The sequence below is a fragment of the Marmoricola sp. URHB0036 genome (assembly GCF_000426045.1).
Classification (GTDB): Bacteria; Actinomycetota; Actinomycetes; order Propionibacteriales; family Nocardioidaceae; genus Marmoricola.
The window spans coordinates 65,567-82,573 of the sequence record NZ_AUEP01000004.1 but is presented as its reverse complement, the minus strand read 5'-3'; the positions used below and the strand labels follow the sequence as shown (position 1 = coordinate 82,573).

Below are 17,007 nucleotides of genomic sequence, written 5' to 3'. Positions count from 1 at the left end.
GTGTGCCACATTGTGACAGCGGGACGGGCCGCGGACGCAGCGACCGGAGGGGCTAGAAGTACTGCTTGTCCGGGTCGATGTGGTAGGCCTGCAGCTTCCGGTACAAGGTCGAGCGCGAGATACCGATCGACTGCGCGGCCGCCACCTTGTTGCCGTCGTGACGACGCAGCGCCTCGAGGATCGCCCCGAGCTCGAGCTCCTCGATCGCACTCAGGTCGCGCTTGCGGGTGTTGCCCTGCAGCTCGGCCGGCAGCGCGTCGGGACCGATCTCCGGGCCGATCGCAGTGGACAGCAGGCCGCGGATGGTGGCCTCCATCTGGCGCAGGTTGCCGGGCCACGGCGCCCGCATCAGGCAGCGCAGCGCTGCCGACGAGAAGTAGGCCTGCCGGTTGCCCCGGTGCTTGTTGAGCAGGGCGATCGCGGTGGGACCGATGTCGTCGCGGCGGTCGCGCAGCGGCGGCAGGCTGACCCGACCGACCCCGACGGTGTCGATCAGCCGCCGCAGACCGGGGGCCGGGCTGTCGGCGGTCGTCAGGGTGGCCACGATGCGCGGCGTGTTCTCGTCGAGCCGGTCGAGGAGCGCGGCTGCGGCGCTGGCCGCCTCCGGCGTGAGCGCGTCGAGGTGGCGCAGGAGCAGGGCATCCGGCTGGAGCTCGAGCTCGCGCCGGAGCACGGCCACGAACGGCGTGGTCTCGTCGGACCACAGGGCCGCCGCGTCGAGCACGGCCACCTTCTCCTGGTCGACCCCGACAGAAGCGAGGACGGCTCGGGCCAGCGCGAACTTGCCGACGCCGGGCTCGCCCTCGATCAGGATCGGCACGCCCTTGGTGGCGAAGCGGGTGCTTTGCGCGATGACCCGGGCCAGGGCCGCACTCTTGCCCGGCAGCGTGACCGTCGGCTTGGGCAGGTGGGCCTGGTGGTGCACCGGCTCGTCGGGTGTGGTCCGGTCGACGGCGAACTCGACCAGTGCCCCGATCACGAATCCGTCCCGCTCGACCGGCTTGCAGCGCCCGATGCTCAGCCGTCCGGCGCTCAGGCCGTACTGGTCCTCGGCCGTCTTGGTGCCCAGCGCCACAGCCCGCACGTACTCCCACAGCGCCGCCCGGTCCACGCCCTCGAGGAGCTCGGTGACCTTGGGGCCGGCGATGCAGATGTCCTGGCCGATCGCGGCCACGGGGGCGCGGCGGGAACCGATGGCCACGAGGTACTCGTCGAGCAGCTGACGCTCGTTGGTCGAGGCCTGCGCGAGCAGGCGCGACTCGACCTCCTGGGCGGTGGCCGTCATCAGCGGGGTCAGCAGCGGGTTGCCCGACATGGCCTGGCACGACAACGTGATGACGCCCTCGAGCCGGCGGGTGATCGGGTGGTGGACGGGTACGCCGACGCAGGTGAACGGGCGCAACGCATCAGCGAGGTGCTCGGGACCGGAGATCTGGATCGGGCCGTCCTGCTCGATCACGCTCCCCAGCCCGTTGGTGCCGATCGACTCCTCGCTGTTGTCGAACCCGGTCTCGGCGTGGATCCGGTCGAACATCCGGTTCATCACCGGGTCTGGGACCCACCGGTGGACGAGCGTGGCGTCGCGGTCGGCCAGCAGGACGCCGGCGCTGAGCCCGGAGAGCTGGTCGGCGAGATGGCTCAGCACGGGGTCGGCGGCGATGCGCAGGGCGGCGCGGGCGTGGTGCTCACCCTTGAACACGAGGGTGGGACTCGCCAGCTGGGCGCCGCTGAGCAGCGAGCGACGCCAGGACTTGAGGACATCGGGCCGCACGGAACGGGCGAGGTGATCGGGCAGGTCACCTTCGCTCAGCAGGTACTCGCGCGCGGCGTCGACAGCGTTGACGCTCCTCATCGGCATGGGCACGGCTCCTTCGTATCCCCCCGAGGTGTGATGGTCATTACACCCCAGGGCTGGTAGCAGCGCCCGTCCACTGTTCCAGATTGACACAGTCGGTCGCGCGCCGATGTGTCGATCCCGGCGGGACCGACGAGGGCAGTTCACCTGTCCCACGGGTGACACGCGCGTCCCGAAATGGGACAACGAGCCGCTGGCCCTGCTCCTGAGGATGGGCACCGCTCCCGGTCACCGGGAAGTCGCCAGACCAGAAGGGACAACCAGCATGAACGACGTGGTGAATGCGGACTCCGGCCCGATGACCGAGGTGGATGCCGTCGTGATCGGGTCCGGCTTCGCCGGTCTGTACAGCATCCACAAGCTGCGCAACGAGCTCGGACTCGACGTCCAGGCCTTCGACGACGCTGCCGACGTGGGGGGCACGTGGTTCTGGAACCAGTACCCGGGAGCCCGCTCCGACACCGAGGTGAACGCCTACTGCTACTCCTTCGACAAGGACCTCTTCCACGAGTGGAAGTGGAGCGAGCGCTACCCACGCCAGCACGAGATCCGCGCCTACCTCCAGCACGTGGCCGACCGCTACGACCTGCGCCGCAGCATCAGGTTCAACACCCGCGTGCAGAGCGTCACCTGGGACGAGCCGAACAGCCGGTGGATCGTCGACGCCGACGGGGAGAAGTACGCCGCGCAGTTCGTCGTCGAGGCGGTCGGGCTGCTCTCGGCGACCAAGGTGCCCCACTTCGCCGGCCAGGAGAAGTTCAAGGGCGAGATCTACCACACCGCCCGGTGGCCGCACGAGGACGTGGACCTGGCGGGCAAGCGGGTCGGCGTGATCGGCACCGGCTCCAGCGGCACCCAGGTCATCGGCGAGATCGCCCCCCGGGTCGGGGAGATGACCGTCTTCCAGCGCACGCCCCAGTGGGTGGTCCCGGCCAAGCACCGGCCGATCTCGCCCGGTCTCCTCGAGCGGATCGAGCAGGACTACGAGGGCTACTGGCACGACGTCCTCTACTCGGTCACCGCCTTCGGGTTCGAGGAGAGCGACGTCGCCGCCGAGTCGGTGTCGGAGGAGGAGCGGATCGCGGCCTTCGAAAAGCAGTACGAGCAGGGCGGCGGCTTCCAGTACATGTTCGCGGCGTTCAACGACGTGGCCACCAGCCGGATCGCCAACGCTGCGGCCACCGAGGTCATCGCCCGCAAGATCCGCGAGACGGTCAAGGACCCGGTGACGGCCAACCTGCTCATCCCGAGCGACCTGTACGCCAAGCGGCCGCTGTGCTGCGACGGCTACTACGAGGTCTACAACCAGGACAACGTGCAGCTGGTCGACGTGCAGCACAACCCGATCGTCGAGTTCACCGAGAACGGCATCCGCACCGAGGACGGGCACGAGTACGAGCTCGACGTGATCGTGCTGGCTACCGGGTTCGACGCCGTCTCGGGCAACCAGCTGAAGATCCAGCACACGGGTCGCAACGGCGTCAGCCTTCACGACGCGTGGAAGCACCGGCCCCGCACGCACCTCGGCCTGATGTCGCACGGGTTCCCGAACCTGTACATGATCTACGGCCCGATGGGTCCGTTCACGAACCAGCCGCCGCTGCACGAGGCCCAGGTCGACTGGGTGGCGGGCACGATCCAGTACGTCCGCGACCACGACCTCGGCTCGATCGAGGCCGGCGCCGAGGCCGAGGAGGCCTGGATCGCGGAGAGCGACGAGCAGGCTGCCGGCACCCTGTTCGCCGTCACCAACTCGTGGATCAACGGATCGAACATCCCGGGCAAGCCGATCATCAACATGTTCTTCATGGGCGGCTCGGCGGCGTACATGGACAAGATGCAGCACGAGGTGGACACCGACTACCAGGAGAACTTCGTGCTGGGCTCGCCGGTCCCGGCGTGACCTTCGACCTGGCGCACCCACCCGAGGTCGTCTCACTGGCGGAGAGGACAGCGGCGTGGGTGCGCGAGGTCGTCCTGCCGGTGGAGGACGAGTTCGGAGGTGACCTCGGCGCCGCCGGTGGCGAGGGCCTCCGCATCGAGCTCCAGCAGTCCGCTCGGACGGCCGGTCTGCTCGCGCCGCACGCTCCCGTGGAGTACGGCGGCCAGGGACTGGGCATGGTCGACCGGGCTCCGGTCTTCGAGGCGGCCGGCCACTCGCTCTTCGGTCCGCTGGCGATCAACGTCGCGGCGCCGGACGAGGGCAACGTGCACCTCCTGGCCCATGTCGCGACCGAGGTGCAGAAGGAGGAGTTCCTCCGTCCGCTCGTCCTGGGCGAGACGCGCTCGGCCTTCGCGATGACCGAGCCGGCTCCGGGGGCGGGCTCCGATCCCGCCGCCCTCACGACCAGTGCCGTACGCGTGCCGGGCGGCTGGAGCGTGAGCGGCCACAAGTGGTTCATCACGGGTGCCGACGGGGCCGGCTTCATGATCGTGATGGCCCGGACGAGCGGTGCTCCCGGTGACGCCGGCGGGGCCACGATGTTCCTCGTCCCCGCGGACAGCCCCGGTCTCGTGGTGGGTCGGCACCTGCGCACCCTGGACCGGTCGATGCTCGGTGGGCACTGCGAGGTCTCCCTGTCGGAGGTCTTCGTCCCCGACGACGGTGTGCTCGGCGAGGTCGACGAGGGCTTCCGCTACGCCCAGGTCCGGCTGGGCCCGGCCCGGATGACCCACGTGATGCGCTGGCTCGGTGCGGCCCGACGAGCCCACGAGGTCGCACTGGAGCACGTCGCGTCGCGGCGCGCGTTCGGCAGCAGCCTCGGCGACCTCGGCATGGCCCAGCAGCTCGTCGCCGACAACGAGATCGACATCGCCGCCACCCGGGCCCTGCTGATGCAGGCGTGCTGGGAGCTGGACCGCGGCGAGCGTGCCTCGATGTCCTCGTCGATCGCCAAGACCTTCGGGGCCGAGGCGATCGGGCGCATCGTCGACCGGTCGGCCCAGCTGTGTGGAGGTCTCGGGGTCAGCGAGGACCTGCCGGTGGCCCGGCTGCTGCGCGAGGTGCGCCCGTTCCGGATCTACGACGGTCCGTCCGAGGTGCACCGGTGGTCCATCGCGCGGCGCGCCGTACGCCGGGCCGCGGCCGCGCCGATGGGTGGGTGAGCCGTAGTGGAGCTCACGCAGGGTGAGCTGGTCGACCTCGCCGAGCTGCTGGTCGCCGCGGGGGAGCAGGTGCACGGTCCGCTCGAGGCCACCCTCGTCACCGGCGGCAGGTCCAACCTGACCTACCGGGTCGGTGACGACGGCTCCTCGGCCTGGGCCGTACGCCGTCCGCCCGCGGTCGGTCGCACCACGTCGGCGCACGACGTCGGCCGCGAGTACCGCGTGTGCCAGGCCCTCGCGGGGTCGTCGGTGCCGGTCGCGCGGCCGGTGGCGTACGACGCCGACGGCCGCACCTGGGGGGTGCCGCTCGCGGTGTTCGCCTGGGTCGACGGGCGGGTGGCCCGCAGTCGGGCGGACACGGCGGACTGGTCGTACGCCGAGCTGGACGCCTGCGTCGACGCCCTGGTGCAGACCCTGGCCCGGCTGCACTCCACGGACGTGGACGGGGTGGGGCTGGGTGGGTTCGCCCGCCGCGACGGCTACTCGGTACGCCAGCTGCACCGCTGGTCGGCGCAGTGGCGGGAGATGGGGTCGGCCCATCCGCTGGAGGCGCGGCTGCAGCGGCAGCTGGAAGGGCGGCTGCCGCGACAGACCGGGGTGGCCCTGGTGCACGGCGACTACCGCATCGACAACGTGCTGCTCGACCACGCCGACCCGGGCCGGGTGCTGGCGGTCGTCGACTGGGAGCTGTCCACGTTGGGCGACCCAGTCGCGGACGTCGCGGTGATGGCGGCGTACCGGCACCCGGCGCTCGACGGAGTCCTCGGGCTGGAGTCGGCATGGACCGACGAGAACCTCGCCGACGCCGACGAGCTGCGGTCGCGCTACGAGGAGGCGACCGGGACCAGCGCGCTCGACTGGGTCTTCCACCTCGGCCTGGCCTACTACAAGCTCGCTGCGATCGCCGAAGGCATCGCCCACCGGCAGCGGGTCGGCGGCGACGACCGTCCCAGCGACGACGCCGAGCTCCGCGCGAGCATCACGGCGTTCCTGGAGGCCGGCCTGGAGGTGCTCTCCAGCCATGTCTGAACCGGGCGTCCGCTCCGCCCTGGTCACCGGTGCGACCCGCGGCATCGGCCTGGGCATCGCCCGGATGCTGGCGGCCCGTGGTCATGGCCTCTCGATCGCCGCCCGTGACGTCAGTCGGCTGGAGACGGTAGCGGACGAGCTGCGCCTGATCGGCGCGCCTCGAGTCCTCGAGTGCCCCGGTGACCTGGCCGACACCGAGTGGCCGGGTCGCATCGAGGCCGCGCACCGCGACGCGTTCGGCTCGCTCGACTGCCTGGTCCTCAATGCCGGCGTGGGTACGGCGGGGACCATCGGCGACTACCGGCTCGACCGCCTCGACAAGACCGTGGCCGTCAACCTCCGTGCCCCGTTCGCGCTGCTCCAGGCGTGCCTGCCCATGCTCCGCGTCGCGGCCGAGCGAGATCCCGCTCGCGGTGCTCGCGTCGTGGCCCTCGCCTCCATCGCCGGGGTGTACGCCGAGCCGGGGCTCGCGGCCTACGGGGCGAGCAAGGCGGCCCTGATCTCGTTGGTCGCGGCACTCAACGCCGAGGAGTCAGGACACGGTGTCTCCGGGACCGCGATCTCGCCCGGCTATGTCGAGACCGAGATGTCGGAGTGGATCCGCGACCGCATCCCCGGTGACCAGATGATCCCGGTGGAGGATGTGGTGCGTGTGGTCGAGGGCCTGGTCGACCTGAGCGCCCGGACGGTCGTGCCACAGCTCGTGATGACCCGGGCCGGCACGGCAGGCTTCGTGCCCTAGCCGCATCGAGGAGGAGACGTGGAGCTGTTGCTGCAGGGACAGGTCGCTGTCGTGACCGGTGGCGCCCAGGGCCTGGGGTTGGCCATCGCCGAGAGGTTCGTCGACGAAGGAGCACGCGTCGTGCTCGGCGACGTCAACGCCGAGACGGCGACGGCTGCCGCGGAGCAGCTGGTCGCGCGCGGAGGAGCCGACTGCGCCCGTGCCGTGCGCTGCGACGTCACGTCGGAGGACGACGTCCAGGCGCTGGCCGACGCTGCCGTCTCGGCGTACGGCCGGCTCGACGTGTGGGTCAACAACGCCGGCGTCCTCCGGGACGCGACGATGCGCAACCTCTCCTCCGACGACTTCCTCGCCGTGCTGCTGACCCACGTCCACGGCTCGTGGCTCGGCACCCGCGCGGCCGGGGCCGTGATGCGTGAGCAGGGGAGCGGGGCCATCGTGAACATGTCGTCGATCTCGGGCAAGGTCGGCAACATCGGCCAGACCAACTACAGCGCGGCTAAGGCCGGCATCGTCGGCCTGACCAAGGCCTCGGCCAAGGAGCTGGCCCGGAGCGGGGTGCGGGTCAACGCGGTGCAGCCTGGCCTGATCCGGACCCCGATGACCGAGGGCATGCGCGAGGACATCTGGCGCAAGCGCCTCGAGGAGATCCCGATGGAGCGCTTCGGCGAACCGGCGGAGGTCGCCTCGGTGGTCACCTTCCTCGCCTCGAAGATGTCGAGCTACATGACCGGCACCGTGCTGGAGGTCACCGGCGGGCGGCACATGTAGCGGCGGACCGGGGCTCGACGCCGCTAGCGTGGGCTCGTGGCCACGCACTGGACGCTCGGCTGTGATGCCGCCGACCCGCACGCGCTCGCGGCGTTCTGGGCCGAGGCCCTCGGCTACGTCGCCGAGCCCGGGTACGACGACCCCGACGGTGCCTCCATCGTCGACCCGGAGGGGCGCGGTCCCGCGATCGGCTTCCTGCGCGTGCCCGAGGGCAAGACCGCCAAGAACCGGATGCACATCGACCTCCGGGTGGCCGGTGAGCCGCCGTGGGAGATGGCCGAACGCGAGCTGCTGATCCGGGCCAAGGTGATCGACCTCGTCGAGCAAGGTGCCGCAGCCGTCCGCGAGGAGCTCTACGACGACCACCTCGGTCATGTCGTGATGCTCGACCCCGAGGGCAACGAGTTCTGTGTGGCCTGAGGCGTCGTCCGCGATCGTGTCGCGTTTCAGGCCGTCGCGGGGGTGGGCTTGGCGAAGAACACCCTCTGGAAGCCGCCCTCGGTACGGCGACCGGTCTCGCGCCAGCCGAGTCGCGCGTAGAGCTCGATGTTCTCGGTCATGGCGCTGTTGGTGTACAGCCTGAGCTCGTCCCGGCCGAGCCGTGCGGCGGTCCTGTCGGCATGCTCGAGCAAGGCGCGGCCCACTCCCCGGCCCTGGGCGACGGGCCGGACGGCGAGGTTCTCCACGAGCAGGCCGTCTCCCTCGTCGACCAGCACGACCAGCCCGACGAGCTCGCCGGCGTCCTCGACGACGTCCACGCGACGGTCCCGGATCCTGGCGGCGTAGTCGTCGTCCATGGGAGCGGGACGACGGCCGATTCGCGCGATGTAGGGCGAATAGGCCTCTTCGACGATCGCTCGGACGACGTCGGTCTCGTCCTCGCGTGGTTTCCTGACCTCCATCGGGAAAGAGTCCCACCGCCGCCCGTTCCGTGTGAGTCCAGGCGGCGTCGTACGCCGTTAGCGTGATCGGCATGCCGAGCCCCGGAAGCGCGCCGCGATGACGGAGCGGCGCCGCGACCGGCTGGTCGCGCGGGTGCGCAGCGGTGTCGCCCGCCTGGTCGAGGCGGTCGGCGCCGTCGCCGACGCCGATCCCGAGCAGATCGAGGCCACGGCCAAACGGCTGGGCTCGTCACGGCGCTACCTCGCCCCCGTCGCCTGGGTGGCCGGCATGCTGGTCCTCGTCGTACGCGGCATCAAGCTGTTGCTCACCAACTGGCGACTGCTGCTGGTCGAGCTCGTCCCGGCCACCTGGGTGTGGGTGACCATGTGGGACCTGCGCCGCGAGGGTCTCCGGGCGCCACCCCTGCAGCACGTCACGGCCGAGGAGGTGCTGCTGACCTTGGGCCTCGCGTGGGTGTGGGCCGTGGCCGCGCTGTGGTGCAACTGCGTGTTCGGGTTCGCGATCACGCAGCGGCATCCGCACCTCCGACCAGCCATCCAGCACACCTGGCCGCACCGGTGGCGCCTGCTCGTGGCCGGGCTGGTGGTGGGCAGCGGGGTCTGCGCCGGGTTAGCGTTCATCCCGCGCCTGGACTCGGTGTGGGTCTACGCCGGAGCCGTGTGGGCGATGTACGGGATCATGCTCTCCTCCCTCGTGGTGATGCCGGCCTGGGTCATCGGCTTCACGCGACACCGGTTCGGTCCGGTCGAGACCGTGCAGCGGTGGGTGACGGGCTGGGCCCTGGCAGCCGTCGCCATGACGCCCGGCTTCGTGGTGGCACGCCTCGGGGGGCTGCTCCTTGATGCCCGGCGCGGGCAGTTCGACGTGCTCGGCTACGTCCTGCTCACCGTCGGCGCCATCCTGTACGCCGCTGGTCTGTCCTCGGTCAAGGCGGTGACCCTCAGCATGAAGCTGGAGATCCCCGACCAGGACCGCGACGCGGCCTAGCAGGTACTACAACCATCGCCCGATGGTGGATGGAACCGCGGGACGGCGACTGTGGGTGCACGGCCAGAAGAGGCCAACCCATCAACGTCGGAGGAATCCCATGAAGCTCATCAAGCTGTTCGCCGCAGGCGCCGCCGTTGCCGTCGTACCCGCCGTCGCGGGACTCGTCGGCAACCCGTCGTCCTCCCAGTCCGTCCCGGTCCCGGCGGCCCAGCACAGCTCCGCCGCCCCGGCCGCGCCGACCGCACGGCCGTCGGCGACGCGCACGCACGACGCGAACGACGACCACGGCCGTCGGCACGGCGGTCGAGGCGCTGACGATCGCCCGAACCACGATGCCAACGACGACCGCGGTCAGCGCCGCGCCCGCGGCAGCGACGACGGCCCGAACCACGACGCCAACGACGACCACGGCGGACGCCGCGCCCGCGGCAGCGACGACGGCCCCAACCACGACGCCAACGACGACCACGGCAGGCACCGCGGCGCCCACCACGGTGGTGACGACCACGGCTCGGGCGGGCACGGTTCCGACGACTGACACCTGTCGGGTGGAGCACGACGAGCCGGGCTGGCTGGCAGGGTGGGCACATGTCGACCCTCGCCGACCAGCCCGCTCACCGTCGGGAGCTGTTCGAGGCCCGGCTGGAGCGGTGGCGGCCTGACCTGGGGGCCGCTCTCGCGCCGCTCTTCGACGACCACGAGGCCGTGCTCGACCGGCTGGTCGACATCGCGGCTCGGGCCTTCGTGGCTCGGCCCGAGGAGCTGCACGCGCTCGACCTGAAGCGGTCCCTGGCCCCGGACTGGTTCCAGCGCGAGCAGATGGTCGGCTACGCGGCGTACGCCGACCGCTTCGGCGAGACGTTGGCCGGTGTGGCGGAGCGGGTGCCGTACCTCGCCGACCTCGGCGTCACCTACCTGCACCTGATGCCGCTGCTCACCCCGCGCCAGCCGCCGAACGACGGCGGCTACGCGGTCCAGGACTACGACAGCGTGCGGCCCGACCTCGGCACCATGGACGACCTGCGGCACCTGACCGAGGTGCTGCGTGAGCACGACATCAGTCTGTGCCTCGACCTGGTCCTCAACCACGTCGCCCGCGAGCACGCCTGGGCCGAGCGGGCACGGCAGGGCGACCCGCGCCACCGCGCCTACTTCCACGTGTACGACGACCGCAGCATCCCCGACGAGTACGAACGCACGCTGCCCGAGGTGTTCCCCGACTTCGCGCCGGGCAACTTCACGTGGGACGACGAGCTGGACGGCTGGGTCTGGACGACGTTCAACGACTACCAGTGGGACGTCGACTGGTCGAACCCCGACGTGCTCTGCGAGTACGCCGAGATCATCCTCGACCTCGCCAACCACGGCGTCGAGGTGCTCCGGCTCGACGCGATCGCCTTCATCTGGAAGCGGATGGGCACCAGCTGCCAGAACCAGCCCGAGGTGCACGCCCTCACGCAGGCCCTCCGCACGGTCACCCGGATAGCGGCTCCGGCGACGCTGTTCAAGGCGGAGGCGATCGTCGGCCCGCAGGACCTGCTGGCCTACCTCGGGCAGGGCGAGCACCACGGCAAGGTCAGCGACCTGGCCTACCACAACAGCCTGATGGTGCAGATCTGGTCGATGCTGGCCAGTCGCGACGCCGGGCTGGCGGCGTACTCGCTCCAGCAGCTCGCCACCCCGCCGAGCACCACGGCCTGGATCACCTACGCGCGCTGCCACGACGACATCGGCTGGGCCATCGACGACGACAGCGCGGCCGCCGTGGGGGTGAGCGGCTACGCCCACCGGAGGTTCCTCTCGGACTTCTACGCAGGCGAGTTCCCCGGATCGTGGGCGCGCGGACTGGTCTTCCAGGAGAACCTGTTGACCCACGACCGTCGCATCTCGGGAAGCCTGGCCTCGTTGGCCGGTCTCGAGGCGGGGGACCCGTTCGCCGTACGACGCATCCACCTCGCGCACGCGCTGGTGATGGGGTTCGGCGGCCTGCCGGTGATCTGGATGGGCGACGAGCTCGGCCTCCTCAACGACCCCGACTGGCAGTCGGTCCCCGAGCACGCCGAGGACAACCGCTGGGCCCACCGCCCGGCGATGCCGTGGCCGCCGCCCGATGACGTGCACGGTGTCCGGGCCTCGACGCGCGCGCTCGTCCGGGCTCGCAAGCGGCTGCCGCACCTGCACGCGTCGGTCGCCGCCGAGGTCATGGACCCCCAGGATCCGGGCGTGCTCCTCGTCGTACGCCGCCACCCGCTCGGCCCGATGCTCAGCGCCTACAACGTCACCGACACCGACCGGGTGCTGCCCTACCAGGCGTTGCGCGAGGTCGGACTCGATCCCGGCCAGGTGGTCGACCGGATCACCGGAGAGCGACCCGACGGCTACACCGAGGCGTTCCACCTGCCGCCGTACGCCGTGCTCTGGCTGACCGCAGGGTCTGATCAAGTTTCCTGAAATAGCACGATTGATCGTGACAACTGTGGTCTCCTCGTGCGCATGCTCGGGGGACACCTGCGCACGGCGAGGACCGTGGCGCTCATCAGTGCGGTGCTGTGCCTGGCAGCGGGCTGCGCGTCCGCCGGGGGCGCTGCGTCGTCGGCTGCGCCGTCGCGACCGGTGGTGACCGCGGGGCCGAAGACCCACGACCTCTTTCTGACCGGCACCATCCGCCGAGGAGGTCACCGAGTCCGCGGAGCTCGCGTCTCCGTCGAGCTGGTGTCCACGGAGGACGTCAAGAACGGGCAGGTTGTCCCCACCTGGGACACCCATCCGGTCAAGACCGATGCCAACGGCCGCTATGCCGTGCGGATCGACCCGGACGTGATCCCCGGGAAGTTCTTCGAGGACGTCGACATGCTGAACTTCGACCTCGACGTCGTCATCGGCAAGCAGTTCGCGAGCTGGGGCAGCACCCTGTTCCTCGTCGGCCAGCCTCAGGTCTGGCGAACCGAGGAGGCACGGGTGGGCGACACCGTGATGGACATGTCGCTCGACTTCGGGTCGCGCAGGGTCACCACCACCGACTCCGAGGGCCACAAGACGCACGAGCGCTTCCTCGTGATGTAGCCACCCTCAGGACTGGAGCCGCAGCACCGGACGTCCGGTCTTGGTGCGCACCTCGACGGCCGAGATGTCGTTGCGGCGCGCAGCCGTGCCGGCGCTGAAGTGCATGGTCTTCCCGCCGATGGCCTGCCAGGTGCCGACCTGCTGCATGCTCCCGTCGCGGGTCACCACGAACAGGGCATAGGTGGTCGTCTTCGGGAGGTTCTCGTAGGCGTCCCAGTCGGGTCGGTAGCTGCAGGTGAGGTCGATCTTGGTGCCCCACCCGACCGGGGTGAAGGCGAGGCTGCCCGTGACGGGTGCGCCACCGACCGGGATCATCGACAGGCTGGCCGGTTGGACCGCGCTCGAGGGGCCGGGCGTGGGGGGCGACGCGACCGGTGGCTCGTCGGCACCGAGGCTGGCGACCAGGGTCGTGCCGACCGCGACCGCAGCAGCGAGGCCCACGCCCACTGTCGCGAGCAGGCGACGACGGCGCGTCCGTCCCACCTCCCGCACGAGCGAGGGCAGCAAGGTGGCGGGGACCGGCTCCATCGCCGGTGCCGGCTCGAGGATGACCGGGTCGACCCGGGCGAGCAGCCCGGGCAGGCCGGCCAGCTCGCGCACCGACCGGGAGCACGACTCGCAGGTGGCGAGGTGCTTCTCGTAGGCCTGGCGCTCGCTCGGCGAGAGTGATCCGAGGACGTAGGCGCCGTCGAGCTCGGCGAACTCACAGTTCATGCTCCGACCCCCATCTCTTCCAGGGCCAGCCGCAGGGCGCGCAGCGCGTAGTGGGTGCGAGACTTCACGGTGCCCTCGGGAATGCCGAGGATCTCGGCGGCCTCGGCGACCGGGCGGCCGCGGTAGTAGCACTCGAGGAGCACGGCGCGGTGCTCCTCCGAGAGCCGGGTGATCGCCTCGGCGACGACCCAGGAGAGCAGCAGCTGGTCGGTGCGGTCGTCCTGGGTGGGGAGCTCGGGGACATCGGCGACGGTCACCTCGCTGCGCGCACGCTTGGTGCGCCACTCGTCGATGACGATGTTGCGGGCCACGGTGAACAGCCAGCCGCGTATGGCGGGCGGCGGGTTGTCGAGCATGTCGCGCTTGCGCCAGGCCCGGAGCAGCGTCTCCTGCACGACGTCCTCGGCCCGGGCGCGATCGTGGCCGGTCAGGCGCAGGCAGTAGCCCCACAGCGCGCCTGCGTGCTCGTCGTGCAGCTGCTGCATCAACGCGACCTCGTCGTCGGCCATTCGTCCTCCTACCGGTGATACGGAGAAGGGCCTCTCGAGGTTCAGTGTGCCGCTCACTGGCTGAACGCCGTCAGGAAGCGGTCGCGGAAGGTGTCCATCCGCGCGACCGGTGCGTCGGGTGACGGTCGCATGCCGGGCTGCCAGCCCCAGTCGGCGAACTGCCCGAGGACGGAGCGGTCCCGGGCCACCACCGTGATCGGCACGTCGTGGTCGGCGTCCTGTCCCGAGACGATGTTGGCGGGCTGGTGGTCGCCGAGCAGGACCAGCACGGTGTTGTCGTTGCCGTAGTGCTGCACGAAGGAGACCAGCGAGCTCAGCGAGTACTGGATCGACTGGCCGTACGCCGCCCGGACACTCGCGGGCGAGCGCCAGACGACCTTCTTCGACGGCGACTGCTCGGGCATCCCGTCGAACACCGAGCCGTCACCGACCTTCGTCTGGTCGACCAGGTGCGGCGTACGCGACCACGGCGCATGGCTGGAGACGAGGTCGATCTCGGCCATCACCGGTCGCCGGTGCTGGGGGGCGAGCTCGAGCCGGTGGAAGGCGTCGAGGGTGTACTGGTCGGGCATGGTCGGGTACCCGAAGCGCGGTCCCCGGTAGCCGACGTTGCGGGAGTCGTAGAACGTGTCGTAGCCGTAGAAGGCTCCCTGCGGCCAGTCGTGGGTGTTGGCCGGGACGTCACTCACGGTGCGCCAGCCCGCCCGCTCGAACAGCTTGCTCAGGGTGAGCCGCTGGCTGGTCATCAGCACGTCGTAGCGCTGCTGGCTGTTCACCCACAGTCCGGACTGGAAGGTGGAGTGCGCCAGCCAACTGATGGCGCCGAAGGTGGGGGAGGTGAGGAAGGCGCTGCGCGAGCCGAAGCCGTCCGCGGCCAGCTCCTGCGTGCTCCGGTCGAGCAGCCGGTCGATGCCCGGCGCGAACGACGAGCCCTGCACCGCCGAGCGGCCGTAGCTCTCGACGAAGGCGAAGATCACGTCCTTGCCGCGCAGCCTGGTCAGCAGCTGCCCGGCCGGCGCGTTGCGCAGCGGGTCCTGCGCGGCCGAGCGGGCGAACTCGCGCTGGTCGCTCAGCTCGGCCGGGATCCGCGCCACCTCGTCGAAGGCGTAGGACGCTGCGCCGGCCGAGGCGAAGGGCGCGACCCCGTCGTACGTCGCGTGGTGCAGGGAAGGCAGGGCGAAGCCCACCCCGGTCACGGCGGTGACGACCCAGACGACCGCCAGGGCGGCAGCACCGCGCAGCGACACCCGGCGGTGCCGGGCCACGATCGATCCCAGCCGCCGCAGGGCGAGCGGGGTCAGCACGAGGAGGGCGACGAACAGCACGGCCGCCACTGTGAGGAGGGCGATCGATGCGACGGTGCTCAGCGAGTCGCGGAGCAGGCCGTACAGCGATCCGACGTAGGTCCAGTCGATCACGGGGTCGAAGGAGCGGTTCAACGCGAAGTAGAAGCCCATGTCGAGGGTCTTCGCGATCACCACCAGCGCCATCACCACGCCCACCGCCACCGCGGTGAGGTTGCGCAGCCGCGTCGGCAGCAGCGCGGCGAGCACGACGAGCACCAGCACCTCGAGCGGCAACCGCACGAAGGCCACCGGGCCGAGGTCGCCGACCCGGTCGGGGAGGGTGAGGCCGACCCAGAGCAGCAGCACGGCTCCGAACGTCAGGGGTGCGGTGAACCGCGCGGCCACGACCTCGCCGTGACGGCTGCGCCAGAGCCACCACACCTGTCGGCCGAAGGACTCCGCGAGCAGTGCCAGCGAGATCACGAGCAGCAGACCGGTGACCGGGCCGGGCAGCACGCCGGACGCGGCGACGGTGAGCACGATGCCCTGGAGGGCGGCGACGACCTTGCCCCAGTAGCGCGGCGGTGTCGGTCGTCCCAGCCACGGCAGCACCTGCTCGGCGGCCAGCAGGAGGTAGCGCGCCAGCCCGATCGTCAGCACCCACGCGCCGGCCGAGTGGGCGACGTACACGCTGAGCACGAGGATCAGGAAGGCGTCCACCTCCATGTCGAAGCGCGCCCCGAACGCCGACTCGGTGTGCGTACGACGGGCCACCTGGCCGTCCACCCAGTCGAGGAACAGCGCGATCGAGCTGATCAGCACGAGCAGCGTGACCTGCGTCGGGTGGAAGAACGACTCGACGACCATCGCGGCGACGAGGACAGACAGGACACCGCGGACGAACGTGACCACGTTGGCCGGTCCGAGGCGCGCGAACACCCTGTTCGTCAGATCGCTTTGAACCGCGGACACTGCTTCTCCGTTCACGTGGGTACAGGAGTTGGTACGGCGAAACCGGTGCACTGGTTCAAGGTCAGCCGAGATGGGTGGAGACGGATGTCGGTCGAGGCACAGGCCTTCTGGGTGCGCGAGCCCGGCGTGGGTGAGCTCCGCCCCGTGGTCGTGCAGGACCCTGCCCCCGGCGAGGTGCTGGTCCGCACGCTGGTCTCGGGCATCAGCCGCGGCACCGAGGCGCTGGTCTTCGACGGTCGTGTCCCCGACAGCCAGCGCGACACGATGCGGGCGCCGTTCCAGGAGGGCGAGTTCCCCGGTCCGGTGAAGTACGGCTACCTCAGCGTGGGCGTGGTCGAGGAAGGTCCCCCCGAGCTCCGTGGTCGCACGGTCTTCTGCCTGCACCCCCACCAGACGCACTACGTGGTTCCGGCATCCGCCGTGCACGTGGTCCCCGACGACGTGCCGCCCGAGCGCGCCGTGTTGGCCGGCACCGTCGAGACCGCCGTCAACGCCCTGTGGGACGCCGGTCCGCTGCTCGGCGACCGGGTCGCGGTCGTCGGGGCCGGGATGGTCGGCTGTGCCGTCGCGCGACTGCTCGCCGGGATCCCGGGCACCCGCGTCACGCTGGTCGACGTCGACTCCTCCCGGGCCGGGGTCGCGGCCGCTCTCGGCGTCGCGTTCGCCCTCCCGGAGGACGCACCTGCCGGGCAGGACCTCGTCGTGCACACCAGCGGCACGTCGGCCGGGCTGCAGCGCGCGCTCGACCTGCTGGTCGCCGAGGGCACCGTCGTCGAGCTGAGCTGGTACGGCGACACCGAGGTGACCCTCTCCCTCGGCGGCCGCTTCCACTCCGACCGGCTGTCGATCCGCTCCAGCCAGGTCGGCACGGTGGCGACAGCTCGCCGCGGCCGGCGTACCACGGACCAGCGGATGGCCCTGGCCCTCGAGCTGCTCCGCGACCCGGCGTACGACGTGCTGCTCTCGGGCACCTCCCGGTTCGAGGAGCTGCCCGACGTGATGCCGCAGCTCGCCGCGGGCAAGCTCGCCGCCCTGTGCCACACGATCACCTACGACGGAGGTGCCTGA

The 17,007-nt window shown here is 70.9% G+C and carries 16 protein-coding genes; 11 read left to right on the top strand and 5 right to left on the bottom strand.

Features of this window, described 5'->3' with window-relative positions; all coding sequences use genetic code 11:
• Positions 1 to 52 precede the first annotated feature (52 nt).
• Positions 53 to 1,858 carry a sigma-54-dependent Fis family transcriptional regulator gene (locus tag H976_RS24265; RefSeq protein WP_036224452.1) on the bottom strand — a complete coding sequence of 602 codons (1,806 nt, stop codon included), beginning with the start codon at positions 1,856 to 1,858 and terminating at the stop codon, positions 53 to 55.
• 262 nt (positions 1,859 to 2,120) lie between these two features.
• Here H976_RS24265 and H976_RS24260 point away from each other — a divergent pair, with 262 nt between their 5' ends.
• The 6 genes from H976_RS24260 to H976_RS0102990 are packed head-to-tail and all read left to right on the top strand — an operon-like array spanning position 2,121 to position 7,922.
• Positions 2,121 to 3,758, top strand: a complete 1,638-nt coding sequence (locus tag H976_RS24260; protein ID WP_051276103.1) for an NAD(P)/FAD-dependent oxidoreductase — start codon at positions 2,121 to 2,123, stop codon at positions 3,756 to 3,758.
• The gene (locus H976_RS0103010) at positions 3,755 to 4,960 is read left to right on the top strand and encodes an acyl-CoA dehydrogenase family protein (RefSeq protein ID WP_027860326.1); all 1,206 of its coding nucleotides are present in this window, start codon (positions 3,755 to 3,757) and stop codon (positions 4,958 to 4,960) included. Before H976_RS24260 ends, H976_RS0103010 begins: the two co-directional genes overlap by 4 nt.
• 6 nt (positions 4,961 to 4,966) lie before the next feature.
• On the top strand, positions 4,967 to 5,989 hold the full coding sequence (locus tag H976_RS0103005; RefSeq protein ID WP_027860325.1) for a phosphotransferase family protein: 1,023 nt from the start codon (positions 4,967 to 4,969) through the stop codon (positions 5,987 to 5,989).
• The gene (locus H976_RS0103000; protein ID WP_027860324.1) at positions 5,982 to 6,731 is read left to right on the top strand and encodes an SDR family oxidoreductase; all 750 of its coding nucleotides are present in this window, start codon (positions 5,982 to 5,984) and stop codon (positions 6,729 to 6,731) included. The genes H976_RS0103005 and H976_RS0103000 overlap by 8 nt, the downstream gene beginning before the upstream one ends.
• A gap of 18 nt (positions 6,732 to 6,749) precedes the next feature.
• Positions 6,750 to 7,502 carry a 3-oxoacyl-ACP reductase FabG gene (fabG, locus tag H976_RS0102995; RefSeq protein WP_196803936.1) on the top strand — a complete coding sequence of 251 codons (753 nt, stop codon included), beginning with the start codon at positions 6,750 to 6,752 and terminating at the stop codon, positions 7,500 to 7,502.
• 36 nt (positions 7,503 to 7,538) lie between these two features.
• Positions 7,539 to 7,922, top strand: a complete 384-nt coding sequence (locus H976_RS0102990; RefSeq protein WP_027860322.1) for a VOC family protein — start codon at positions 7,539 to 7,541, stop codon at positions 7,920 to 7,922.
• 26 nt (positions 7,923 to 7,948) lie between these two features.
• On the opposite strand, the gene H976_RS0102985 is transcribed toward H976_RS0102990, so the two are convergent.
• Positions 7,949 to 8,404, bottom strand: coding sequence for a GNAT family N-acetyltransferase (locus tag H976_RS0102985; RefSeq protein ID WP_027860321.1), 456 nt, complete (start codon positions 8,402 to 8,404; stop codon positions 7,949 to 7,951).
• A 97-nt stretch (positions 8,405 to 8,501) separates the two neighbouring features.
• Between H976_RS0102985 and H976_RS0102980 the strand changes: the two genes are divergently transcribed.
• From H976_RS0102980 to H976_RS0102965, 4 genes are all read left to right on the top strand, one after another.
• Positions 8,502 to 9,392 carry a hypothetical protein gene (locus H976_RS0102980; RefSeq protein ID WP_027860320.1) on the top strand — a complete coding sequence of 297 codons (891 nt, stop codon included), beginning with the start codon at positions 8,502 to 8,504 and terminating at the stop codon, positions 9,390 to 9,392.
• A 100-nt stretch (positions 9,393 to 9,492) separates the two neighbouring features.
• A complete protein-coding gene (locus tag H976_RS0102975) occupies positions 9,493 to 9,933 on the top strand; it encodes a hypothetical protein (RefSeq protein ID WP_027860319.1) in 441 nt (146 codons plus the stop codon).
• Positions 9,934 to 9,983: 50 nt separating this feature from the next.
• Positions 9,984 to 11,846, top strand: a complete 1,863-nt coding sequence (locus H976_RS0102970) for an alpha-amylase family protein (protein WP_027860318.1) — start codon at positions 9,984 to 9,986, stop codon at positions 11,844 to 11,846.
• Positions 11,847 to 11,888: 42 nt separating this feature from the next.
• Positions 11,889 to 12,458 (top strand): hypothetical protein, encoded by a 570-nt coding sequence (locus H976_RS0102965; RefSeq protein ID WP_027860317.1) that lies wholly within the window; start codon positions 11,889 to 11,891, stop codon positions 12,456 to 12,458.
• 6 nt (positions 12,459 to 12,464) lie between these two features.
• Here the strand turns inward: H976_RS0102965 and H976_RS0102960 are convergent, their stop codons facing one another.
• From H976_RS0102960 to H976_RS24255, 3 genes are read right to left on the bottom strand one after another with little or no spacing between them, the layout of a single operon-like run.
• Entirely contained in the window at positions 12,465 to 13,172 is a 708-nt protein-coding gene (locus tag H976_RS0102960; protein WP_027860316.1) for an anti-sigma factor, read from the bottom strand.
• On the bottom strand, positions 13,169 to 13,681 hold the full coding sequence (locus H976_RS0102955) for a sigma-70 family RNA polymerase sigma factor (RefSeq protein WP_027860315.1): 513 nt from the start codon (positions 13,679 to 13,681) through the stop codon (positions 13,169 to 13,171). Before H976_RS0102955 ends, H976_RS0102960 begins: the two co-directional genes overlap by 4 nt.
• Positions 13,682 to 13,734: 53 nt before the next feature.
• A complete protein-coding gene (locus H976_RS24255; RefSeq protein WP_231388777.1) occupies positions 13,735 to 15,906 on the bottom strand; it encodes a CDP-alcohol phosphatidyltransferase family protein in 2,172 nt (723 codons plus the stop codon).
• A gap of 117 nt (positions 15,907 to 16,023) precedes the next feature.
• On the opposite strand from H976_RS24255, the gene H976_RS0102945 reads away from it, so the two are divergent.
• The gene (locus tag H976_RS0102945; protein WP_027860314.1) at positions 16,024 to 17,007 is read left to right on the top strand and encodes a zinc-binding alcohol dehydrogenase; all 984 of its coding nucleotides are present in this window, start codon (positions 16,024 to 16,026) and stop codon (positions 17,005 to 17,007) included.